General features: G+C 72.6%; 17 protein-coding genes and 1 pseudogene. 10 read left to right on the forward strand and 8 right to left on the reverse strand.

What is annotated here, in order from left to right:
- Positions 1-4 precede the first annotated feature (4 nt).
- Both OG730_RS40300 and OG730_RS40305 read left to right on the forward strand, forming a co-directional pair.
- Entirely contained in the window at positions 5-3,901 is a 3,897-nt protein-coding gene (locus tag OG730_RS40300) for a vWA domain-containing protein (protein ID WP_442815160.1), read from the forward strand.
- Positions 3,898-5,661, forward strand: a complete 1,764-nt coding sequence (locus OG730_RS40305; protein ID WP_327308957.1) for a hypothetical protein — start codon at positions 3,898-3,900, stop codon at positions 5,659-5,661. The genes OG730_RS40300 and OG730_RS40305 overlap by 4 nt, the downstream gene beginning before the upstream one ends.
- 158 nt (positions 5,662-5,819) lie before the next feature.
- Here OG730_RS40305 and OG730_RS40310 read toward each other — a convergent pair whose 3' ends face one another.
- Positions 5,820-6,482: a response regulator gene (locus OG730_RS40310; RefSeq protein ID WP_327308958.1), complete on the reverse strand. Its 663-nt coding sequence runs from the start codon at positions 6,480-6,482 to the stop codon at positions 5,820-5,822.
- Positions 6,479-7,633, reverse strand: coding sequence for a sensor histidine kinase (locus tag OG730_RS40315; RefSeq protein ID WP_327308959.1), 1,155 nt, complete (start codon positions 7,631-7,633; stop codon positions 6,479-6,481). The genes OG730_RS40310 and OG730_RS40315 overlap by 4 nt, the downstream gene beginning before the upstream one ends.
- A 295-nt stretch (positions 7,634-7,928) precedes the next feature.
- On the opposite strand from OG730_RS40315, the gene OG730_RS40320 reads away from it, so the two are divergent.
- Positions 7,929-9,392: an alpha/beta hydrolase family protein gene (locus tag OG730_RS40320; RefSeq protein WP_327308960.1), complete on the forward strand. Its 1,464-nt coding sequence runs from the start codon at positions 7,929-7,931 to the stop codon at positions 9,390-9,392.
- Positions 9,393-9,542: 150 nt separating this feature from the next.
- On the opposite strand, the gene OG730_RS40325 is transcribed toward OG730_RS40320, so the two are convergent.
- Together OG730_RS40325 and OG730_RS40330 are read right to left on the reverse strand one after the other, a co-directional pair.
- Entirely contained in the window at positions 9,543-9,956 is a 414-nt protein-coding gene (locus OG730_RS40325) for a hypothetical protein (RefSeq protein ID WP_327308961.1), read from the reverse strand.
- 462 nt (positions 9,957-10,418) lie between these two features.
- Positions 10,419-11,639, reverse strand: coding sequence for an MFS transporter (locus tag OG730_RS40330; RefSeq protein WP_327308962.1), 1,221 nt, complete (start codon positions 11,637-11,639; stop codon positions 10,419-10,421).
- 620 nt (positions 11,640-12,259) lie between these two features.
- Between OG730_RS40330 and OG730_RS40335 the strand changes: the two genes are divergently transcribed.
- The 4 genes from OG730_RS40335 to OG730_RS40350 all read left to right on the forward strand — a co-directional run bounded on the left by OG730_RS40335 (position 12,260) and on the right by OG730_RS40350 (position 15,199).
- Positions 12,260-12,580: a hypothetical protein gene (locus OG730_RS40335; protein ID WP_327308963.1), complete on the forward strand. Its 321-nt coding sequence runs from the start codon at positions 12,260-12,262 to the stop codon at positions 12,578-12,580.
- A 46-nt stretch (positions 12,581-12,626) separates the two neighbouring features.
- Entirely contained in the window at positions 12,627-13,541 is a 915-nt protein-coding gene (locus OG730_RS40340; RefSeq protein ID WP_327308964.1) for an aromatic prenyltransferase, read from the forward strand.
- On the forward strand, positions 13,538-14,359 hold the full coding sequence (locus tag OG730_RS40345; RefSeq protein WP_327308965.1) for a class I SAM-dependent methyltransferase: 822 nt from the start codon (positions 13,538-13,540) through the stop codon (positions 14,357-14,359). Before OG730_RS40340 ends, OG730_RS40345 begins: the two co-directional genes overlap by 4 nt.
- Positions 14,360-14,455: 96 nt before the next feature.
- Positions 14,456-15,199 (forward strand): dienelactone hydrolase family protein, encoded by a 744-nt coding sequence (locus tag OG730_RS40350; protein ID WP_327309611.1) that lies wholly within the window; start codon positions 14,456-14,458, stop codon positions 15,197-15,199.
- Between the two features lie 53 nt (positions 15,200-15,252).
- Here OG730_RS40350 and OG730_RS40355 read toward each other — a convergent pair whose 3' ends face one another.
- Positions 15,253-17,196, reverse strand: coding sequence for an RICIN domain-containing protein (locus OG730_RS40355; RefSeq protein ID WP_327308967.1), 1,944 nt, complete (start codon positions 17,194-17,196; stop codon positions 15,253-15,255).
- A 338-nt stretch (positions 17,197-17,534) separates the two neighbouring features.
- Here OG730_RS40355 and OG730_RS40360 point away from each other — a divergent pair, with 338 nt between their 5' ends.
- Positions 17,535-17,915: a hypothetical protein gene (locus tag OG730_RS40360; RefSeq protein ID WP_327308968.1), complete on the forward strand. Its 381-nt coding sequence runs from the start codon at positions 17,535-17,537 to the stop codon at positions 17,913-17,915.
- Between the two features lie 386 nt (positions 17,916-18,301).
- Here OG730_RS40360 and OG730_RS40365 read toward each other — a convergent pair whose 3' ends face one another.
- On the reverse strand, positions 18,302-18,904 hold the full coding sequence (locus OG730_RS40365; protein WP_327308969.1) for a hypothetical protein: 603 nt from the start codon (positions 18,902-18,904) through the stop codon (positions 18,302-18,304).
- Positions 18,905-19,127: 223 nt separating this feature from the next.
- Here OG730_RS40365 and OG730_RS40370 point away from each other — a divergent pair.
- Positions 19,128-19,896 (forward strand): annotated as a pseudogene (locus tag OG730_RS40370) (barstar family protein).
- 249 nt (positions 19,897-20,145) lie between these two features.
- Here OG730_RS40370 and OG730_RS40375 read toward each other — a convergent pair.
- Entirely contained in the window at positions 20,146-20,946 is an 801-nt protein-coding gene (locus OG730_RS40375) for a maleylpyruvate isomerase family mycothiol-dependent enzyme (protein ID WP_327308970.1), read from the reverse strand.
- 396 nt (positions 20,947-21,342) lie between these two features.
- Between OG730_RS40375 and OG730_RS40380 the strand changes: the two genes are divergently transcribed.
- Positions 21,343-21,465 carry a hypothetical protein gene (locus OG730_RS40380; protein WP_327308971.1) on the forward strand — a complete coding sequence of 41 codons (123 nt, stop codon included), beginning with the start codon at positions 21,343-21,345 and terminating at the stop codon, positions 21,463-21,465.
- Between the two features lie 271 nt (positions 21,466-21,736).
- Here OG730_RS40380 and OG730_RS40385 read toward each other — a convergent pair whose 3' ends face one another.
- The gene (locus OG730_RS40385; RefSeq protein ID WP_327308972.1) at positions 21,737-22,234 is read right to left on the reverse strand and encodes a hypothetical protein; all 498 of its coding nucleotides are present in this window, start codon (positions 22,232-22,234) and stop codon (positions 21,737-21,739) included.
- Positions 22,235-22,436 lie beyond the last annotated feature (202 nt).

Genomic DNA, 22,436 nt, shown 5'->3' on the forward strand with positions numbered 1-22,436 from the left:
CACCATGACCGTAGCGTCCCCGTCCCCGTCCCCGTCCCCGGCCGCCACCGCCACCGCCACCGCGGAAGCCTCCGTCTCCCCGGCCGATTCCACCGCCCACGCCATGACTCCCGACGAGGCGGTGGAGGCCCTGACCGACCCCACCGCCCCGTACCTCATCGGCGTCCGCCACCACGCGCCGTCGCTCGCCGCCGTCATACCGGAACTGCTGGACGCGGCGAAGCCCGAGGTGCTGCTCGTCGAGCTCCCCGCGGATCTGCAGGAGTGGCTGCCCTGGCTCGCCCACGCCGACACCCGGGCCCCCGTCGCCCTGGCCGCCGTCCCCGCCGTCCCCGCCGGCTCCGGCAGGGACGGAGCCGGCGGGGACGGGCGCGGGCCCGCCTTCTACCCGTTCGCGGACTTCTCTCCCGAACTCGTCGCCCTGCGCTGGGCCGCCCGCCACGACATCCCCGTGATCGCCTGCGACCTTCCGCTGTCCGACCCGGCCCGGCACGAGCCCCGGCACCCGGCCGGAGCGGGCCTCGAAGGACCCGGGCTGCGGGAGGCGCTCACCGCCCGCCTCACCGGCCGTCCCGGCGAGGACCTGTGGGACCGCTTGGTGGAGACCACCGCCCCCGGCTCCCCGCCCGAGGCGCTGCGCCGCGCCGCCCTGCTCACGGGCTGGGCACTGCGGCACGACGCCGAACGGGCCGGTGCGGTCGCCGAGTCGGACCTGGCCCGCGAGCGCTGGATGCGCGCCCGGATCGAGGAGGCCGTGGCCGCCGGCCGCCGGGCCGCCGTGGTCGTGGGGGCCTTCCACACCCCGGCGCTCCTGGGCCCCGGGCCCGGCCCGGGGTCGCCCGGAGAGGCGCTCCCCAGCGGTCCGGCCTGGACCGTCTCCCTCATCCCGTACACCTATCCGCTGCTCGACGAGCGATCCGGCTACCCGGCCGGCATCCGCGACCCCGAATGGCAGCATCTCGTCCTGGAGGCGGCGGGCCGTCCGGCCGCCATCGACGAGGCACTGCTCACCACGGCCGTGCGGATCTGCGGCGAACTGCGGGCGCAGGACCACCCCTCGGGGCCCGCGGACGCCCGCGAGATCGTCCGGCTGGCGGGCGACCTCGCCCGGCTCCGCGGCCTGCCCGCGCCCGGCCGCGGCGAACTCATCGAGGCCGTGCAGACCGTACTGGCCCAGGGCGAACCGCTCGGCCGCGGTCGCGCGGTCGCCCGGTCCCTGGAACGGGTCCTGGTCGGCACCCGCTCCGGCCGGCCCGCGCCCGCCGCCCCGCGCGGCGGTCTGGCACCGGCCGTGGAGGACGAGGTCGCGGCCCTGGGCCTGCCCGGCCCCGCCGACAGCGGCCCCGCCGCCCGCGACCTGCGACTCGACCCCTTGCGCTCGGACCTCGACCGCCGCCGCGAACTCCTGCTGCGCCGGCTGACGGTCTGCGGCATCCCCTACGCCACGTCGACGCCCGTCACGGGCGCCGGCGCCGGCGAGGCCGTGACCACCCGGTGGGAGGTCCGGTGGACCCCGGCCACCGCCGCCATGCTCACCGCCGCCGGAAACCGCGGCGTCACCCCGGCCCAGGCCGCCGAAGGCCTGCTGCGCGAACGGCGCCGCGCCGAACAGGACGACGGCGGGCCCACCGCCGCCCAGAGCATCGACGGCCTCGCGGAGGCCGCCGCCTGCGGACTGCCTGCACTGGCCGACGAACGGCTCAGGGAACTGGGCGGGTCCGTCCCGGCCACCGGCACGCTGCCCCAACTACTGTCCGCCCTCGGCCTGCTGGACCGCATCCGGGCCGGCCACGTCGCCGGACTCGGTCCGGACCCGGACCGCGCCGCGCGGTCGGCGGCGGTCGGCGAACTGCTCACCTCGGCCGCCGTCCGCCAAGTCGACGGCCTCACCGGCTCCGACGACCCCGAAGACGCCCGAGCACTGCTCGAACTCGCCCACCGCGCGGACGTCTTCGGCGGAATCCGGCTCACCGACGCCCTCACCCGGCTGGCCGCGGACGGCTCGCCCCTGATGTCCGCCGCGGCCGGAGCCGTCCGCGTCCTGCTCGGCCACGAGGACGCCCACGCCTTCGGTACCCGTACCGCGTCCTGGGTGGACGCGGCCACGGACGCCGCCACCCGGACCGCGCTGACCGGCCGCCTCATCGGCCTGCTCACCGCCGCCGCCCCACTTCTGGAGACCATGGCCCCCGTCCTCGACCCGGTGCTGGACCGCGTCACCGACCTCGCGGACACCGCCTTCCTGGACCGCCTTCCCGCCCTGCGCGGGGGCTTCGACACCCTCAGCCCCGCCTCCCGCGACCGCCTGCTCACGGCGGTGGAAGAACGGCTCGGCGACGCGGTCGGCCCGGTCACCGACACGGACGGCATCGACCCGGCCGCGCTGGCGCTGTGGACCCGCGCCGACCTCGCCGCCCGCGGGACCCTGGACCGGCTGGGCCTGCTGCCTCCTTCCCTTCCGGCGGGTCCCGACGTCCGCGGACCGTCCGCGCCCCCGCCGCATGACGGCGCTGACCACCCCGGCGAACCGTCACCGGTCCCCCTGGCGGAGCCCACGAGTCCTGATCCGACCGGTACACCACCGCCCGTCCCCGGCCGAGCCCCGGCCCCGTTCGCCGCTGCGCCCGCTGCGCCCGCTGCGCCCGCTGCGCCCGCTGCGCCCGCTGCGCCCGCTGCGCCCGCTGCGCCCGCTGCGCCCGCTGCGCCTGGTGCAACGGCCGACCGCGCGGCCGTGCGGCGGGCCGGCCTGCCGCCGGCAGGATCCCCGGCGACGCCCGCCGCGCCCGCGGGAGACCGCGTCCTGGCCCCCGCCGACCGCTGGCGACTGGTACTCGGCCGCCGCGCCGACCAACTGCCCCCATCAGCGGCACCCTTGGCCACCGCACTGGACGAGCTGTACGGCAGCGGCCGCGGCGAGGGCTCCCGCGGCGAGCTCGGCGCGGGCAACCGCGGCGGCCGCCAGGCGTCCTACCCCGGCGTCCGCGAATGGTCCGAGGAACTGTCCGCCCTCTTCGGCCCCGGCATCCGGGAGGAGGTCCTCGCGGCGGCCGCCGCGGCCGGCCGCCGCGACGTCCTGGGCGAACTCGACCCCGCCGCCGTCCGCCCCTCCGTCGACCTGCTGCGCACGGTCCTCCAGCACGCGGGCGGCCTCCCCGAGGCCCGGCTCGGCGCACTCCGCCCCCTGGTCCGCCGACTCGTCGACGAACTCACCCGGCAACTGGCCACCCGGCTGCGCCCCGCCCTGACCGGAATGACGCTGCCCCGCCCGAGCCGACGCCCCGGCGGACAGCTCGACCTGGCCCGCACCCTGCGCGCCAACCTCGCCACCGCCCGCCGGACCCCCGACGGCAGCGTGCGGGTCATCCCGGAGCACCCGGTGTTCCGCTCCCGCGCCCGGCGCGCCGCCGACTGGCGGCTGGTCCTGGTCACCGACGTCTCCGGTTCCATGGAGGCCTCCACCATCTGGTCTGCCCTCACCGCCGCCGTCCTGGCCGGGGTGCCCACCCTCTCCACCCACTTCCTGGCCTTCTCCACCGAGGTCATCGACCTCACCGACCACGTGCACGACCCGCTGTCCCTGCTGCTGGAGGTACGGGTCGGCGGCGGCACCCACATCGCCGCCGGGCTGCGCCACGCCCGCACGCTGGTGACCGTCCCGTCCCGCACCCTGGTCGTCGTGATCAGCGACTTCGAGGAGGGCCATCCGGTCGGCGGGCTCCTCTCCGAGGTCCGCACCCTCGTCGGAGCCGGGTGCCATGTACTCGGCTGCGCGAGCCTGGACGACGCCGGCCGCCCCCGGTACTCGACCGGGGTCGCCGGGCAGCTGGTTGCCGCGGGGATGCCGGTGGCCGCCCTCAGCCCGCTCGAACTCGCCCGCTGGGTAGGGGAGAAGATCGCATGAGCCAGCACCTGCCCGCCGTCGCGCCGGCCGTGACCGCCGAGATCGTCGGCGCGCTCTCGCCCAGGCTGCGCAAGCGGCTCGACGCCGCCATCACCAAGATCGCCGACCGGCCCGTCACCCGCGACGGAGACATCGTACGGATCGCGGTCGACGACGAGACCGGCCTGGAACTCCACGCCCCCGCCGGGGTGGTGGTCACGGCGGACGCGATCCGCTGCGGCTGCCTGCTGGCCCCGGACTGCCTGCACCGGGCGGCGGTCGCGTCCGCCGCGCCGGTGGCCGACCCCGTGGCCGGCCCGTCCTGTGACGCGGACTCCGGGCAACCGTCCTCCGGCGGGGACGCCGGATCACCGGAGCCGCCGCCGGCCGAGGAGAGCGCGGCCACCCCCGAGCAGCGGGCCGCGGCCGCCCAGCTCTGGGCCGCGGGCGCCGCCGTGCTCGACACGGGCATCGAAGGCGCCGGAGCCGTCCTGCAGTCCGAACTCCTGCGGGCGGCCCACACCGCCAAGCTCGGCGGCCTGCCCCGCCCGGCCGCGGCGGCCGTCTCCGTCGTCACCGCGCTGCGCTCCGCCCGCTCCGCCGACCCGGCCCACCGCCTCGCCGACCTCACGGCGGCCGTCCGCGAACTGCTCGGCACCGCCCACCGGCTGCCCGACGCCACCGGCCCCGAACTGGCCGCCCTGCGCGGCACCGCCCGGCAGACCTACGTACCGGAAGGATCCCTGCGCCTGTACGGCCTGTTCACCGAACCCCTGATCACCGCCGACGGCTACGCGGGCGCCATCACCTGGACCGCCGCCGCCGACGGCCGTCTCTACACCGTCTCGGACATCGCCCCGGGCGGCCCCGGCCGCGCCACGGCGGCAGCCGGGCGCACCGTACGCCTGGGCGACACCGCGCTCACCCACCGCCAGCTGTCCCACGCCGGGCTCGCCCTGTCGGGGGCCACCGTCTCGCCCACCGGCCGCCTCGGCGCGGGCGCCGGGAGCAAGGCGGTCCAAGCGGCGGGCGCGGCCTGGACGGACGAACCCCTCGCCGCCCTGTGGGCCCCGCCGCCCGCCGGACAGGTCGCGCGCGCCCTCCACTCCCAAGCTCCCGGTGCCGACCTGCTCTTCCTCGACGTGACGATCCTGGGCCCCGTCCGTGAAACCGGCGGCGACTGCCTCCTCGCCACGTCCTGCGACGACCTGACGCTCCGCCTCACCGCGGCCCACGACCATCCCGCGCTGGCGTACCGCGACAACCTCCGGATGCTGGCCACCCTGCCCGGCACGCGCCTGCGCGTCGTCGGCCGCCTCGTCCCTGACTCCCGACCCACCCTCCAGCTCCTGGCGGCCGCCCATCCGGCGGATCCCACCCGGCGGGTCGACCTGGGCCTGGACCGGCTGCAACGCGCCGACCTCCCCTCCGCCCCGCCGACGTCCGTCGCACAGGCCCCCACCGGCCGGGGGGCGGACCCGGCCCCCCTCCACCTCCTGCGTCGCCGCCTCGAACAGGCCGTCGCCGCCGGACGCCCCTTCCTGTCCGTCCCCGGATCGCTGTCCACCGACGCCGGGCGGCTGCGCCGCTCGGCCTTCCCCACCGCCGCCGACCTTCTGGCCGAACTGCAACGCACCGCGACCCGGCGCGCCCGAGACCCCTTCGGCCGCCTGCTCCCCGCCGACCCGACCGACTTCGCCCGAGCCTGGCTGGGCGCGGCCCTGTACGCCGAAGCGGCCGAGACCTCGCTGTGTGGCGCGGCGTGGCAGCCGGACCGGTGAGTCCCGGCAAGGCGGCGGTGGCATCCGGCGGCGGGCACTCGTAGATATCGAGGTCGAGGTCGACTGCGACCTCGACGAGCAGCTGCTCGTACCCCCGGACCGACCCGTCTCGGCGACGACCTCAAGAGCGAGTGACCAGCCGAAGACCCAGCACCTTCTCAGGCCGGGCGGACCAGGCGGTTGTCGTGGGCGAAGACCACGGCCTGGATCCGGTCGCGGAGTTCGAGCTTGTGCAGGATCCGCCCCAGATGGGACTTCACGGTCGCCTCCGCGAGGTACAGCGCGGCCGCGATCTCGGCGTTGGACAGGCCGCGGCCGACCTCGACGAGCACCTCGCGCTCACGGGCGCTCAGCCGGTCCAACCGCTCGTCGCGGACGGCGGCGCCCCCGTCGGGCAGGTGCGGACGGAAGTCCTCCAGCAGGCGCCGGGTGATCCGCGGGGAGAGCGCCGCGTCGCCCGCCGCGATATTGCGGATCGCGGTGAGCAGCTCCTCCGGCCTGGTGTTCTTCAGCAGGAAGCCCGAGGCTCCGGCGGCGAGACCGGCGAAGGCGTACGCGTCCAGGTCGAAGGTGGTCAGGATCAGCACTCTGCTCCGCGGGGAGACCTCGACGACCTGTCGGGTCGCCTCGATCCCGTCCGTCCCGGGCATCCGGACGTCCATGAGGACGACATCGGGCCGCAGCTCCCGGGCGAGGCGGACGGCCTGGGCGCCGTCCGCGGCCTCGCCGACCGGTGTCATGTCGGGCTGGGCCTCCAGGACCGTGCCGAAGGCCATCCGGAGCAGCGCCTCGTCGTCGGCGATCAGGATGCGGATCGTCATGCGGAGCCCGCTCCGCAGCTGTGGAGGAGGAGTCGGGTACGGACGCTCCAGCCGCCGCCCGGAAGCGGTCCGGCCCGCAGCATCCCCCCGTAGGCGGCCGCGCGCTCGCGCATGCCGGGGATGCCGTGGCCGGACGGTGCGGCTCCGGGCCGCGCCGGGCGGGGGCCGCTGTCGGTGACTTCCACGCCGACGGCCTGGGGCGAGCACTCGACCAGGACCGTCGCGCGGGTACCGGCGGGTGCGTGCTTGAGGGTGTTGGTCAAGGCTTCCTGCACCAGACGGTAGACGGTGAGTTGCGCGGTGGCGGGGACGTGGGTGTGGCCGCCGCGGACCTCCAGGCGGGTCGGTAGCCCGGCGGCGCCCATCTGGTTGGCCAGAGCCTCCAACTGGGTGATGCCCGGCGGCGGGTGGCGCTCCGCGTCCCGCTCGCCGGCCCGCAGGACGCCCAGCGAGCGTCGCATGTCGGTCAGCGCCTGCCGGCCCGTCTCGGAGATCTGCAGCATCGCGGCGGTGGCCCGCTCCGGGGACCTGTGCTGGGCGTAGACGGCGGCGTCGGTGAGCGCGACCATGACCGACAGGTTGTGGGTGACGATGTCGTGCATCTCGCGGGTGATCCGGGCCCGCTCCTCGGCGACGGCCAGCCGTGCCTGCTGCTCCTGGTGCAGCGCCACCCGGTCGGCCCGTTCCTGCACGGCGGCGAGGTAAGCCAGGTTGGTCCGCACGTTCACACCGAGGACGGCTGCGGCGACGACCGTCGCGGAGAGCGCGACGAAGGGGGTCAAGAACGCGCCGTCCGGTACCCAGCGCAGGCAGGCCAGCACGGCTCCGGCCTCCACGACGGCACCGGCGAAGAGCGTGCCGCGCCGGTCCGTGTGCGTGGCCGCCGTGTAGAGGGCCACCAGCAGGGCGACGTCCGCGAGCAGTTGGACGTCCATCGACCACTGGACGAAAGCCGCGGCCGCGACGGCGGCGAACACCGCGAGCGGGGCCCGGCGCCGCCACAGCAGGGGGAGCGCCAGGGCGGCGGTGAGCGCCGCGGCCACCGGCAGCTCCCGCGCCGGGTAGGTGGTCACGACGTTGAGGAGGAGAAGGATCGGCAGCGCCGCGTCCCACACCAGGGGCGGTACCCGGTCCCGGTGGCGCACCGTCACACCTCCCCGTCGATCGGTCGTCTTGGCGGCCCGACCGGGACCGTCAGCGCGTACGTGCCGAGCCTAGGCCGCTGGGGCGGCGGTGCGCATGAGTCCATCGTCTGACCGCACCCTGCCGGGGTACGACCGCAGGATGAGGCCCACCACCTCCCGCGGTCGCAGAGCGGCTGCCGGGCGGGCGTGACCGCATGCCACTCCGGTCGCACGGCGGCCCGCCCGGGTTGCGACCGGAGTGGCAACCGGCGGCGACCCGCGACCGATTCGGCGGCGCGGACCCGGCGTCGAGCATGGCCGGGTGACCGAAACCATCACGGGGCCGTCGATGTCCCTTCCGGAAGTCCTCGTCCTGCTGGGTGCCCTCGGGCTGGTGGCGGGGCGCTGGCTCCCCCCGGCCGCCCGCCGGCCCGTCACGATCGGGGCGGGGGCGGTGCTCGTGGCGTCCGCGACCGTGCTGGGCGCGGTGGGGATCCGCTGGCAGCTGCTGCCGGTCCTGGCCGGCGCCGCCCTGGCGTCGGCGTTCGCCCTCCCACCCCTCCTGCGACGCCGTGCCGGCCGACCGGTGTGGCGGGCCCGCTGGTGGCTGGCGCTGCCGGGATCGCTGGCCTGCGCCGGCCTGATCGCCATGGGACCGGTGGCGGCCCGGGCCTTCCCCGTGCCCGAATTCCCCCAGCCGTCGGGCGGTTTCGCGGTCGGCACACGGGTGGTGCAGTGGACCGACCCGCTCCGCCCCGAGAGCTTCACGGCCGATCCGGACGACCGGCGCACGGTCGTGGCCCAGCTCTGGTACCCCGCGCAGAAGAGCCCCGCCGGCACCCGGCGCGCCCAGTACCTGGGACGCACGGAGCAGGAGGCCCGCACCGTCGCCGAGGCCCTCGCCGGCGGGGTCGGCCTGCCCGGCTTCCTGGTCGACGGCGTCCCGCGGGCTCGCAGCCGTGCGGTCGTCGACGCCCCGGTGGCCGTTGGGGGAGAACGGTTCCCGGTCGTCCTGTTCTCCCCGGGGTCGGGCGGGGTCCGGACCCAGAACACCGCCTGGGCGGAGGAGCTGGCCAGCCACGGCTACCTGGTCGCCGCCCTCGACCACCCGTACGACTCCGCCGTCGTCGTCCTCGCTGACGGTCGCACGATCCGCGCCACGACCGCCTCCAGCGGGGACCGGGACCGGGACGAGGAGCTGGCGGCGGGCTGGACCGCCGTCCGGGCCGCCGATCTCGGCTTCGTCCTCACCGAGCTGGAACGGCTGGACCGGGCAGAGACCGCCGACCCGCTGACCGGACGCCTGGACACCGGCCGCGCCGCGGTGGCCGGCCACTCCCTGGGCGGCGCCGCCCTGCAGGCGGCCCGGCAGGACCGCCGGTTCGGCGCCGTCGTCGACCTGGACGGCTACCCCCACGGCCCCACCGCGCCCGCCCTCGAGCAGCCGGCGCTCGCGCTCACCCAGGAGATCACCGCCGGCACCGACCCGCGCTATCTGCCCCGCCTCACCGACGCCCTCGAGCACAGCACCGCGACGAGCTACCGGCTCACCGTTCCCGGCGCCGGGCACCTCACCTTCATGGACGGCCCGCTCTACCTGCCACCGCTGCCCTCGATCGTCGGCACCCTGGGCCGCACCGAGAGCCCGCGCGTCGTCGCCGGAGCCACCCTCACCTTCCTGGACGCCGTCCTGCGAGACCGCCCCGACGACCCGGCCGAAGCCCTCCGGGCCTACGGGAAGGTCTACACGCTCTCACCATCAGGACTCGGTGAACTGCGAGGCTGACCGCGTGATTTGGCCGAAGGCGCACGTAAGCCGCGCGGTTCGATCTCCTCGCCGTCCACTTGACGACCCACGCCGCTGAGCAGAGGGACCGGCCGGAGCAGTCTGCCGCGGAGTCACCCCCGCCACCCCACGTCGCCGGCGCTCCGGTTCCTACGCGGCCGTGCCGCCGAGGCGGCGGGGCTCGGCGTCGAGGAGCGCCCACACCCGGCGGCCGTCCTCGGCGGCATCGGTTCCGCACGAGTCCACGGTGCGCAGGGCCCCAAGGCTGCCGAGGATGTTCTCGTTGGGGCCGGGATCGGGCACATGGCCAAGGACGAGCACCAAGATCTTCTGGTCCTGATCGGCCAGGTGCACGCTGACCCGTTTCCCGCCGTCTTTCACGACGGTATTCACCAGGAGATTTACGGCAGCATCAAGGTCGTCCGCGTCGAGTTCCGGGTAGCCCCAACCGCGCACGGTGGTCAGGGCCTGCTGGGCGGCTTTGGCCGCCGCCCACTGGTCGGCGCGGAAGGTGAGCACCGTGGTCTGCCGGTTGCGGATCTGCATGCGCGGCCGCCGGGGCATCAGCTGTGCCTTGGGCTTCGTGGCAGGCTGTGGCCGGGGTGCCTCTACCGGCTTCTTCTGCGGCGGAGGACTCCGCGGGGGGTAACTCGGCGGCACCATCGGCCCCTGGGCCTCTGAGATCGTCAACTCGTCCTCCCCGAAGCGGGCATTGCTGTACCCCAATCCTGACAGTCCCCCAGGGAGGCCGGGCACGAAACCGCTCCGTCCAGGTGGACTCGTCCACGGTCGGCTTTCGCCGCTGAGCCACGGCAGCGCCCTCTCTCCGTCGATGTACGGCCCGCCCGCGCGCTCCTGGAGCCTGTCGCCTAGCGACCCGGGCCACATGCGGACGCCCCGCCTGCGGTGCGCCGGGTACGTCCGTAGCTCGCGCGATCGTGACGGCCGGGGCCCGCTTGCCCTCCCCACCGGCCTGCGCCCACTCCGCGTCCGGCCGCACTCGCCGCTCGCACCGTCGCGGGACCCCTATCCATGGGCCGCCTGGACGTGGACGGCTCGGGCGCGGACCACGAAGGGCCGGGAGAAGACGGCGATGGCGATGGAGACGGCGGCCACAAAGGTGATGGCCGTGCCAGAAGTGAACTGCTGGGCGATGCCACCGGCGATCGCGGCACCGATACCCTGCCACGTCATCCGGCCGGCGGACTCGACTCCCTGGACCTGGCCACGGACCGGGTCAGGAGTCAACTCCAGAAGCTGTTCCTGAAGCGGCAGGGTGGCGGAGAAGCCGGCACTGGCGATGAACACCGCGGCTGTCGCCACCAGCACGGGCGGGTGGACGGCGAACAGCAGGTAGGGGGCGGCGAGCACCAGCCGCAGGGCGAATGCGTAGCGGCGCCGCTGCTCGGCGGTGAGTAGCCGCCCGACCGCGAGGTCACCGAGGAGCATGCCGGCCGATCCTGCGGCCAGGAAGACGCCGGCGTGGTGGGGGGCGTAGGAGATGAACAGGGCCTCGCAGCCAACGATCAGACCGTTGGGGACCCACAGGTTCAGCAGCAGCGCGCGCTGGCCGGAGTGGGAGAAGAGCTCGATGTTCGTCGTCCAGGTCTGGCGCAGTCCAGGGCGACGGGTCAGGCGGATCGAACGTTCTCGGACCGTCACCGCCACAATGATCACTCCACCGCCGGTCAGGGCTGTCGCGACGGCGAAGACCCCCTGCGGGCTCAGGGACCGCAGCAGCACGGCGCCGATGGCGTAGCCGAGGATGGCCATGCCGCCCGAGGTGATGTTCATCAGCGAACGCGCCAGTGCATAGGTGGAGGCCGGCACCACCTCGGCGAGCAGCCCCATCCGTGTGCCCGTTCCCAGGGACTGGAAGAACCCCAGTACGAGGAGCAGACCGAACCGGGCGGCGAGCGGCAGCCCTGGAATCACCTGCGCCGCAACACCTACGAGCGAGACGCACTGGAGCGCGACGAGGGTCCGGCGAGGACGGCTTCCGTCCGCGACCGACATCAGCGTCAGCGCACCGAGCACCGTCGCGAAGGCGGCGCCGTACATGCTCACAGCGGTCAGGAACGGGGACTTGGTCTGCTGGTTGACCAGCGTGCCGAGCGCGAAGCCCGACAAGGTGCTCGCGGCGACCGACAGCGTGAAGCCGGCGTACAGGCCGACGAATTCACGGTTGCGGAGCAGGTCACGGTAGGTGGTGGGAGGAGAGCCGTGGGCAGATGTGTCAGAAGGCATAAAAAAAGCCTTCGCGCGCACCCAAGTTGGGTCGCCGAAGGCCGACTCGTGGAGTATAGCAAGCACCCCAGCCCGGCCAGGGAGGGGAATGCGGACGCGTGTGCCGTCCGGCCGGATGCCGACGCGCAACCCCGGCGGGGCCTTGGCCTCGGCACGCGGGAGCACGTGCAGCTCGCTGCGGCGGCGGTACGGACAGCAGGTACCTCCCCTCTTGAGGGCCATGCGGGTAGGGCCCAAGCGGGTTCAGCTGGGGCTGGCACGGGCACCGCTGGAACAGATCCGACAATCGCCCGGCACGCCCGGCCGTATGGGCGATCTCCATGGCGGCCCTCGTGGCGCAGCGGGCCGACCGGGTCGGCACTTCCTTGGACTTCTCGCCCCGTGGTTCTCCCGGCGTGGCTAGCTCGCCCCAGGGCGCCCGGTCGCCGCGCCCGTTGCGCGTCGCTTCCCAGGGGCGTGCGCCGGGCGCTTTTGTACCGGACAACTATTGATAAATGCGCTGTTGCGGATAGCTATCCCTGTATGGGTTGATGAGCGCCCGGAACAACCGGAAGGCGTAGCTCCGATGGGTGGCCTCGCCATGCACACCCCCACGGCCTTGCGTAGAAGAGATCCCTTGCGTGAACGCTGCCAATCGCGCAGAGCTGGTACGGCTGATCGAAGAGGCAGCACACGGGCACGGTCGTGGCACGCGTGGAGCGGATCCGCGGATGCGCGGTGCGGGCCTCGACTCGCGGGCCGTCGCCGAACTCGTCCAGTACCGCACGGTCGACCACGCGGCCACCCTGGACTTCCCCCACACCCTCGACGAGGTCCGTATCGGCCTGCGGCCATCCGGACCGTCCTGTACCTCATGCGTCCGCAGCGAGGACGTGTCGAATCGACCTGCACGGGCGACGTCCGTGACGCGGTCGAACGCTACCGCGCGCTCTGAGCCGTAGCCGACGCTCTTGAACGAACACCACCTTCACCCGCACCGGAGGACTCATGCCCGAATCGTGCCAGTTTTCGCCCGACCGGTTCCTGACCGATATGGAGGCGACGGCCCGCGCCATCGGGGCCGGCTACTGCCCCAGCACGACGCGCCGCATGCTCGACGTGTACGAGTCGGGCTTCCACGAGGGGGCGGTCTTGTGGCGCACCACCAGCAAGCCCGCCGGCGCGCTCAACTACCGCTTCTACGCGCGCCGTCCCACCGACACCGTCGCCATCGCGACGAGCGCCGGACTCCTGGCCCCGGCCGACCCCATGGCCCGGCTCATCGGGGCATGGAGCGGCCTGTACGAGGGCTCGACGGAGCTCTGCGACTTCGACGCCGTAGACGGGCTCGTGAAGACCTGGGTGTTCCTGGGAGGGATGCGGCCGATGGCCGACGTCCTCGCCACGCCCGGGGTGCCGCAGGGCATCCGCCGCCATGAGGCCGCCTTCGACAAGCTGGGGCTCACGTGGGTGCGGCACGTGGCGGTCGACTACCAGAACCAGTCGGTCAACCTCTACTTCCGCACCATCGAGGGCTTCACCCCGGCGCAGGCCGAACGGCTCCTCGCCCTCACCGGAGCAGAGCTGCCCGAAGCCGCGGTACTGAAGGACATGGAGGGCTTCACCGCCCCCACCGGCTGCACGTTCTCCGTCACCATGTCCGCGGCAACGGGTCGGATCGAGAGAGTGGGCGTCTACGCCCTCAGGCTCCCCACCGGCCAGTTCCCGACCATCGGCGAACGACTGGAGCAGTTCTTCACCACGGCACCCTCCCACGACGACGAGGAGATGAACGCCGTCGCCTGGTCATTCGGCGCCCAGGGCCGGCAGTACATCAAGGCCGAGCGGTCCTACTGCGGCCGCCTCGTCGAACTCATGCGCCAGTGGGCGAGCCCCATGACCGACACCGGGGCGCGAGCGTGAAGCCGACCCCGACGGACACCTTGGCGCGGGACACCGGACGTGCCTACGCCGACGGTGTACTGGGCCACGACCGATCCGGTGAGTACGAGCGGCTGCGCCTCCTCGAGAGGATCAGCGACCCCGCGACGATCCGCGTCCTCGACCGCCTCCCCATGACCCGCTCGTGGCACTGCGCCGACATCGGCGCCGGAACCGGCTCCCTGGCCCACCACCTCGCGGAGCGCTGCCCGGACGGACAGGTCACCGCCACGGACCTGGACACCCGCTACCTCGACGCGATGCCCCGGCCCGACAACCTGACGGTGCTGCGCCAGGACGTCACGAGGGAAGACTTCCCTCCCGCTTCCCTCGACCTCGTCCACGTGCGGGCGCTGCTCACCCACCTCTCCGAACCCGCGGAGGTGGTGCGGCGCATGGTGAGCTGGCTCAAGCCGGGCGGATGGCTCGTGATCGAGGACCCCACCTACCTGCCGGCCGAAGCCTCACCCCAACCCGAGTTCGCCGCCCTCCTTGCCGCCTGCGGAGAGCTGCTGGCCCGGACCCAGGGAACGGACAACACCTGGGCACGGAAAATCCCCGCGGCCATGGCCGACGCGGGACTGACCGATGTCGCGATGTCCGCCGAACTGTCCGTCTGCGGCCGCAGCGAGGTGGAGGATGCCTACTGGCGCCAGTGCTTCACCCAGGCCACCCCCGGCCTCCTCGCGCACGGCCTGATGACCGGACGGCAGATCCAGCGCGCCATCGCCCACTTCGACGATCCGGGCTTCGCCGACGCCGCATGGCTGATGGTTTCCTGCTGGGCGCGCCGCCGCTGAGGAGTGGTGGTTCGGGCCCGAGAGGCCGTTTCCGGTGTCGACCGGGCTCGACGATCACTACAGTCCATTCTCATGGCGAATCCGACGGCGAATCCCATGACGAAGGTCACGACGCGGGCGGTCGAGTATCCGGCCGACGGTTTGACGATGATCGGGCACCTCGCGGTCCCGTCCGGTGTCGACCGCCGGCCCGCGGTGCTGCTCGGACCAGAGGGCATGGGGCTCAGCGACGTCGAGCGCCGCCGGGCCGATGCTCTCGCCGAACTCGGATATGTAGCGCTGGCCTTCGACCTGCACGGCGGGCGCTATGTGGGTGACCCCGAGGAGATGCTGGCCCGATGCCTGCCGCTGCTCGCCGATCCCGACCGGTTGCGGGGGATCGGCCATGCGGCGCTCGACGTGTTGCGCTCCGAGCCCCGGACAGACCCCGACCGGATCGCCGCCGTCGGCTACGGCACCGGGGGCGCCGTCGCGCTGGAACTCGGGCGCGGCGGGGTCAACCTGCGCGCGATCGGGACAGTCAACGCGACCACCACGGGTCGACCGGGTGAGGCGGCGCGCATTCGCTGCCCTGTGTGGGCCGGGGTCGGGTCGGAAGATCCGATCATGCCACCCGCTCAACGAAACGCGTTCACCGCCGAGATGCAGGCCGCGGGCGTCGACTGGCGCCTCACGGTCTATGGCGGAGCCTTGCACGCCTTCCACCACCCGCCGGTCGACCACCCAACGGTCCCCGGCGTCGGCTACCACCCACAGCACGCGCGGCGAGCCTGGCGCGACGTCGTCGACCTGCTGGCCGAGTGCCTGCCCGTGAACGAGATCGCGCATGGCTGGCGGTGACGCGTCGGACGGATCCGGGTTCGTGCGCGGCGCAGGTCAAGGCGCGGCCCAGGTCAGAGCCGCCACACGCGCCAGCGGTCATCGCGGCAATCCTGCTGGGTGATCGGTTCGTTGTCCCCGCTGCCCGGCCGGGAGGAGACACATTTCCCGCTGTGGGTATTGGCGAGCCACCAGGCCCCGCGACTGCTGTCGTAGCGCAGGGTCCAGAACTGGTCCGGAAACAGGCCGTCCCGGTCTCCGCACTCGAACTGGGTGACGAGGGCATTGTTGGTGTCACGGGCCGCGTCGACGGACAGGCACATACCGGTTTGCCTGTTGCGGATCGAGTAGACGATGCCGGCCGGGCCCGTCGTCTCCGGGGTCAGATGCCAGCGCTGCTCCAGGCTTGCCGTGCACCCGCTCTGTACCAAGCCGGCGCCCGGCGTGTTGCTCCCGGCGGCCACTGCCAGGCACATTCCGCTTCCGGGGCTGGTGAATTGCAGCAGCCCATCAGCCGGCGACGGCACGCTGGGCGGCGTACTCGGCGCCGTACTGGGTGGCGTAGTGGGCTGAGGACTGCCCGGGGCGGTCGCCGTCGCGGACGGCGACGGCTGCGCGGAGGGGCCGGGCAGGGCAGCCGGTGGAGTGATCGCGGGCGCGTTCGGCACCGCGGCGGAAGGCGAGGTGCTCGGAAACCCGGCGGGCCCGGGCGGGGACGGCGAAGGTGAACCGGACGGCGAGAGCGAGGGCGTCGTGGCCGACGCCGAGCTCCAGCCCAGGTCACGGGAGAGCGAAAGGTCCCGCTGCCCCACGCCGCTCGCGGCCGGGGGCGGGACGTTGCGCTGCTGGCCGATGACGACCATCGCAGTCGTGGCGAGCGCTGCCACGGCGAGGACCGCGGTCGCGGCGACAGCGGCCAGCGGCGTGCCCGACGGGCCGCGTCGACCGGCCGGAGCAGGCGGGGCCACGGTGGCCCGGACCACCGGGGCGGCGTCCGGGGGAAACGACCGCTCCACCGCGGTGATGGAACGGGCCGGCGACGGCGGATGCACCCCGTCGAGCCGCTCCAGGACCACACCTTCGAGGGGTATGCGTTCTGCTTCCCGTGCGTGGCGTCGGCCTACGAGGCCGCCGAGCCCGGCGAGGAGCTCTTCCCGCAGCCGCCGAGCTTCCCATCCGCCGTACTCCAGCAGCGCGGACGTCCGCGCCAGCGCGAGCACCAGCTCGCGGTCGGCGCTGCTATCGTCCCCGCCACCCGGGGGCAGGGCTCGACAGCGCGTCTGTGCGCCGGCCAGGACCTGCCTGGCCGTGTGACGGGCCGCCCATGCCTCCTCCATCTGGGTGAACGCCCGATCCGCGAGCTCATCGAGGACCACCGCGCGATCCGAGGGCCGCACATCGTCGCGCGGTGCCCGGGTCTTGGGTTCGGACTGCGTCGGGCCGGCGGCCGGTGTGGGGTCGCCCGGTTCGTTGACCAGCAGGGTGACGACCGTGAGCAGGCTCTTCACCAGGTGTTCCGACTCGGCCAGGTTCGACTCCGCCTGCCGCAGCGCCTCGGCCAGGCTCGGCCTGGGGCCCGCGTCCGCTTGACCGTTCAGGGCGGCCTCGTGCAGCCGACGCGCCCGCTGCAGCATCGCCTGCTGTCCCCGGCCGTCCCGTATGCGATCCCGTACGACGGTGTTCAGCCTGCCCAGCGGAATGATCCGCGCTCCACTCCGGTATTCGCTCCACATCGTCCTGCCGCCGCCAAAACGCCGCGCCAGCTCCCGGACCGTCAGCTCCGTCGTGATCTCCACCAGGAAGCGGGCGAGTTCGTCAGCCGCCAGTGACGCGCCTTTCATAGCCCCCTGCGGCCGGCCTGCCTTGACCATGATCTCCCTCCGTTGTCCGCGGACAACCGAGCTTGTCCGCCCTTTCTCCACCTGATGAGCTGCACGATTCTCTCCGGACCGGCCCGGACAATTCACTGCGCGGGCAATGTCTGGCAGCGGAACGGCACCACAGAACACCAGTTCCACGGCACCGTCCATCGCGTAGCGCACCGTTGTCTCGAAAACCGCGGTCGCTGACCGCTCCGGTCTCATGCCGCGTCGGACAAACAAGAAAAGCCCCACGGAATTGACCGGAGGAGCACTTGTGGATCAGCACCGAATCGATATCGCTCGCAGGCCCATTTCTTGACCGGCGCTCAGCGGCCGAGAACAGCTTGCCCGACAGCACCGATGGGCTCCCTGCACAAAGAGGCCGACGTCCCTGACAAGAGGCAGCCTCCGGGCCAGCGGCGCACTGTGCGGCACCACTTGGAAACCCACGCCCAAACCCACTCACCCGCCCATCAGAAGAGGAAATTCCAGCCATGATTTCTTTGCGCACTTCTCTCGCGGCCATGGCGATCGCCACGGCGGCCGTGATGGCCAGCCCCCTCACGGCCCAGGCCGCCGAATCCGGGACGGCGGGAAATGGAGTAGGTGCCTCCGTCGCCGCGGCGTCCGTCCCTCCGTCGGCGGACCTTTACGGCTGCACGTACAAGATCATCACCGGAAGCGGCGGGCACCAGGGCTCGGCCATCACCTGCAAGGGATCGTCCTCCGAAAGCTTCGTCGGCTGGGTCAAGTGCCGTGACGTCTCGGGGAACGTCTACGAGAGCTACGGTCCGCAGACCTGGGCCAACAACGCGTCCACCGCCTGGTGCGCGCTGGGATACCGGGTGATCGGCTCCTACTACTACGCCGTCTGACGGCGTAGGAAGCGCAATCCAGTCAATGTGCCCGCCCCATCGGGGCGGGCACATTCACGCGATCGGCCGAAATCCGTCACGGCAGCATCGGGAGCCAGTCGAAGGGTGTGCGTGGACGGCGGAATCAGGCGCTGCGGCCCGGGCGCCGGGGGAGCGGACCCGGCACTGCGGGAAGTTCACGGTGACCGCGCAGGTCCGGGCTCTGAAGGGGATGTGGAAGGGCAACGTGGCTGCGGTTCCTAGTGAGTTGACTGCTCGTGCGACCCCGGGGCGAGGAGGGAACTGCCTCCGTCGATTCCGACGTTGCACCTCCCAGTGGTACACGCCGATCTCATCAGGGACCCACGGACTACTCGGCCGGAGCTCCCATCCGGTCCATTGCCTGGTCACCGAGCTCGTCCGTCCGGTCCGGGAAAGCCTGACGGGTACCGGCGTGCGAACTCCTGCGCTGTCAGCGCCTCTCGCGCTGCTACCAGCCGCTCGATCGCTTCCCGGAACCATGTGCGGGCGATGTCCGCCGTCTGAAGCACCTCAGCCACTTCGGTGGGCACCTGGCCCCCCTCGAAGTCGCGGCCCAGGACTGCTCGCGTGATCGCGTTGGACGCGTGTTGCAGCGCATCCACTGAGCCATGCATCCGTCTTCCTGCAACGTGGAGGAGGACCGGGGCGTAGATGGAATCGAACGATTCAGACCGATGGTTGTGACAGGTCGCCACGAACTCCTTGACGTCCACGTGCTCACCAGCGACGGCCAAGGCGACGGTCAGGTTCAGGTAGTCGAACCACCGTCGCGTCTTCAGCCGGCCCAACGTCAGAGCAGTGATCCGTGTGGTGTACAGATCGTCCTCGCGCGCCAGTTCCTGCCAGTGGCGCTCCTTCTTCTTTAAGGCGAGAGGTCCGTAGACCGCCGCGGTTGCTCCGACTACGGCTCCGCTTGCTGCACCTATCAGCCCCATCAGGGCACTACCGTCCGGCATGGAAACGACCATGGCAGCAGGACCGCCTGTTGGACAGAGGGCCCGCGTGGCGGCCGACCCCCCATCGCAGGCGGTCTACGCCCCTTTAAGTTGGCGGGTGAGGGCTTATTGGCGGATCTTGGTCCCGTAATGCTGTGTGTCGGCTGATACCAGGCAAGCGCTGCCGACCAGCGGCGCCCCCTGACCGAGTGCCCGGCGGGAACGCCCGGCTTCAACGTCGGGGCGTGGTCGGGGCATGATTCCCACCGTGTATGAGGACGAAAACCGTCGCGGGCGCATGCGGTACACGCTGACCGAGACAGAGCACGGCCACACCTGGGGCGACTGCGACGGGGCGGAGGGTCTGCTCGGAAGCCCCCGGCGCGGGACGTACGGAATGCTCGACTGGGTACCGGACCGAGCAGAGGTACGTGGCTGGGTCGGCAGCCGGGTCTGGCTGGGGCGAGCCGCTCACCCAACGCCCGCTGTGGACCCGAGTCGGCGCCTGGCGCCCCTCCTCCTACGGGACGGATCTGATCGACCTGGAGCTCGACGGAGAGCACTTCGCGCCCGTCCCCGCATACGCCCGGACCGTCTGGGAGCGATGGCTCGCCGGGCCGCCGGACACCCTGGGCACCTGGAACAGCCTCGACACCCGACTCCGCGGGGCCTGGCTCGAACTCGTACGGGAGCGAGCTTGCCGACGCGCACACCATGACCGGCCGGCCGGGCACGCATACGAACTCGACGGCCGCCACATCACCGATGAAGCGGGCCTCTACCTGGCGCCCGGCGAGGCGGTGAACGGGCCTGGTGGCTACTTCGGCGGAAACCTAGCCGCCCTGGACGACTGCCTTGGCGGCACGTTCGGCTACACCGCCCCCGCCACGCTGCCCTGGCGGAACGCCGCGACCGCACGCGAGCACCTGTCCCAGACCCTGGAAGCAGGCGGCCGGCCCTGCGACCTGTTCTCCAAGGTTCTCGACGTCCTGGCCGGGGGCGGCATGTACGTCACCTTGGCATGAGCTCCGCTCCGCCCGCTGACGGGTGACCCGCCAACCAGCTCCCTCAACATCCGCCGACAAGGATTCTCCACGTGCTCCTGACCTGCACGGATCAAGAGCTTGCCGTTCCTGTTCGCCATGGCCGCCGACCCCGCCACTCGCCGCGAGGCCGGCCCGCGCCGTGGGCTTGAGCCCAGTGCCGCGACTGAAGAACCTGGCGAAGAGTCATGTCTCACCGGCTCGAGGCGCGGCCAACCGCCCCGCTACGCCCTACTTCTCCTCCGGCTCCCAGGCGCGGAGCAGGTCGAGCAGGCCTGCGTCTCCGTCAACGTGCAAGGAGTCGGCCTGGATCCGGTCGTACAGGTAGAGGACCAGCTCACTGGCCGTGCCGTGGACGGAGGCGCCGGCTGCGTCCGAGTCTTCGCCGATCGCGGCGGTGGGCGCGGGGATGCGGGTGGTGCGTGCGCCGTCGCCGTCGAGGGTGAGGCGCCAGGAGCGGCCCTCAGCGGCGTGGAAGTCGAAGGCCGTGGGCTTGTGCGGCCAGGCGCTGGGGGTTGCGCAGACGGTGAACAGGAACTCCTCCACGCCGTCGAGTGCCAGCTCGACCGGCAGCGGCTGCGGGGCGCCCCCGGCGAACTCGGCGTCGTAGGTGTGCACCGCGGTCTCCTGGACCCGGTGCCGGGCAGTGCCGCCGGCGGTCCGCGGTGACTGCGACGCGGGCCACCACGTCCAGCAACCGCTCTCCGGGCCCGCCGCGCGCAGGGCGCCCAGCAGAAGCTCCGTCGACGCGTCCAGCCAGGCCAGCAGGGCCTCACGCTCCTGCGGCACTTCCAGCGCGGCGCGCGCGGCGACGGCCTCGGCCGGGGGAGCGTCGGCAGACCCCGCGCCGACGATGGCGGCCCAGAAACGGTCTCCCCCACCCAGGTGCTTCACCAGATCGAACAGCGTCCACCCGGGGCAGGTCGGCACCTGCGCGTCGAGATCCGGTGCGGCGGCGACCACGGCGCGGAAGGTGGTTGACCGTTCGTCGATCAGTCGCAACAGGTCGGGGAACTCAAGATTCTTTTCCACGCCGGATGTCTATCACCGTGCTCCGGTGATCGGACAGCGATTTTCACAGTCACCGCCGGTCGGCCATTGCGGACGTCCGCCGGGCACCTCTGCGAGGTGGCGTCCACCCGGTGCGCGCGGTCATGCTGCCGCTCGATGCGATGGACGCGAGGTCATGACGGCTGGGGAGGACCGGTCGGGTCGGGAGTCCAAGTGACTGCCGTTCGACCAGCACTCCTCAAGTTCGTTACAACAGCCGCCACTTGGGCTTTGAGCAAGATCATTGGCTGGCGTGCCTGTACGTGGGGAATCGGATGAGCTGGGCAGGAACCCGGGGGTCTGGCCGGTGACCCCTGACTGCGACCGTCCGTGCCGGGGTTGGGTGCCGCTGGAGCGGGCGGGCCGCTCAGGTTCGGGATGAGCCCGGCCCCGGTGTCGGCCGGCCTCGACGGCCAGATACCGTTCGAGAAGGCCGGGGTGAGCGCGCACTACTCGACACATCCAGACGGCGTCCGGCGGCTGGGCGGCGTGACCGCGTAGGGGCCGTACCGGACCGCAGGTCCTCTGCGCGGGCATCCCGCTGGTAGGTGTGACGCCCACCGTCCTCGAAGTAGCGGTGACCCAGCATGCCGAGAAGCACGACATGGGCCTGCGTTTCAGCCCCAGCGGCGACGATAATTAGCGTTCTAGCTGTCCGCCGGGGCCAAGTGCAGGGCTAAGTCAAACCGATGGTGACTGAGCTCTTCAGTTGGCGGATGAGCGTCCTACTTGGCGGGCTGAGCAGCGTAGATGGCGGACGACTCGTCGTCGATCAGACACTCGACTCTGGGCCTGATCCTCGGAGAGGCTCTCTAGGGCGCTGTGCGTGGACGCGCCGTACGTGCTTCACCGTCACCGCCGCCGGGAGACCGCCCAGGAGGAGGGACAGCCCCACCGGGAGCACCCCCGCCCACGCCGTTGGTGAGACGTACGCGGTGCCGGACGTGCCGTCCACCAGCCACGCACGGACCGGTGGCGAATCGATGCGGCCATCGACGGGGACGTCGAACGACGGGCCGCCGTCGTCCGGGGTGAAGGCGCCCGAACAGGACGTCGACGTTCCCGCATTGGCCACGGTGGCGTCGTACGTCCGGCAGTCGGCTTCGGTCACGGTTCCGGGCTTGCCCCACAGCGCGGTCCGCAACTCTCCGGTGAAGTTCGTCAGTACGACGTAGGCCAGAGACAACCCGACCAGACAGGCCAGTGCCAGCCACGGCGCGGGTCCGACCTGCTCCGATTGCCTGTCCGGAACGTCCCCACCCTCGCTCATACCCACCCCTCGGATCGCCGACGGACCTCCATGGTGACCGATCCGAAGCACTCTCGGAAGCCCTCCAGGGCGTGCTGGTGGGCTCGCACGATCGTCGAGTCGACCGACACCAGCCAGTCGATGTTGCCGGCCGCGTCCGGCCCGCCCCGCCGCAGTATCCGCGAGAACGCGGCTGTCGGTTCGATTCGGCAACGCGGCGAGG

The organism is Streptomyces sp. NBC_01298 (genome assembly GCF_035978755.1).
In the GTDB taxonomy this organism is placed as follows: domain Bacteria; phylum Actinomycetota; class Actinomycetes; order Streptomycetales; family Streptomycetaceae; genus Streptomyces.

What these genes read in the sequence shown, in the direction of transcription:
- OG730_RS40380 (WP_327308971.1), top strand. Translation starts at nt 21,343, where the DNA reads ATGAGCCCGGCCCCGGTGTCGGCCGGCCTCGACGGCCAGATACCGTTC.
- OG730_RS40330 (WP_327308962.1), bottom strand. Translation starts at nt 11,639, where the DNA reads ATGCCTTCTGACACATCTGCCCACGGCTCTCCTCCCACCACCTACCGT.
- OG730_RS40340 (WP_327308964.1), top strand. Translation starts at nt 12,627, where the DNA reads ATGCCCGAATCGTGCCAGTTTTCGCCCGACCGGTTCCTGACCGATATG.
- OG730_RS40305 (WP_327308957.1), top strand. Translation starts at nt 3,898, where the DNA reads ATGAGCCAGCACCTGCCCGCCGTCGCGCCGGCCGTGACCGCCGAGATC.
- OG730_RS40385 (WP_327308972.1), bottom strand. Translation starts at nt 22,234, where the DNA reads ATGAGCGAGGGTGGGGACGTTCCGGACAGGCAATCGGAGCAGGTCGGA.
- OG730_RS40310 (WP_327308958.1), bottom strand. Translation starts at nt 6,482, where the DNA reads ATGACGATCCGCATCCTGATCGCCGACGACGAGGCGCTGCTCCGGATG.
- OG730_RS40300 (WP_442815160.1), top strand. Translation starts at nt 5, where the DNA reads ATGACCGTAGCGTCCCCGTCCCCGTCCCCGTCCCCGGCCGCCACCGCC.
- OG730_RS40360 (WP_327308968.1), top strand. Translation starts at nt 17,535, where the DNA reads ATGATTTCTTTGCGCACTTCTCTCGCGGCCATGGCGATCGCCACGGCG.
- OG730_RS40350 (WP_327309611.1), top strand. Translation starts at nt 14,456, where the DNA reads ATGACGAAGGTCACGACGCGGGCGGTCGAGTATCCGGCCGACGGTTTG.
- OG730_RS40365 (WP_327308969.1), bottom strand. Translation starts at nt 18,904, where the DNA reads ATGGTCGTTTCCATGCCGGACGGTAGTGCCCTGATGGGGCTGATAGGT.
- OG730_RS40325 (WP_327308961.1), bottom strand. Translation starts at nt 9,956, where the DNA reads ATGCCCCGGCGGCCGCGCATGCAGATCCGCAACCGGCAGACCACGGTG.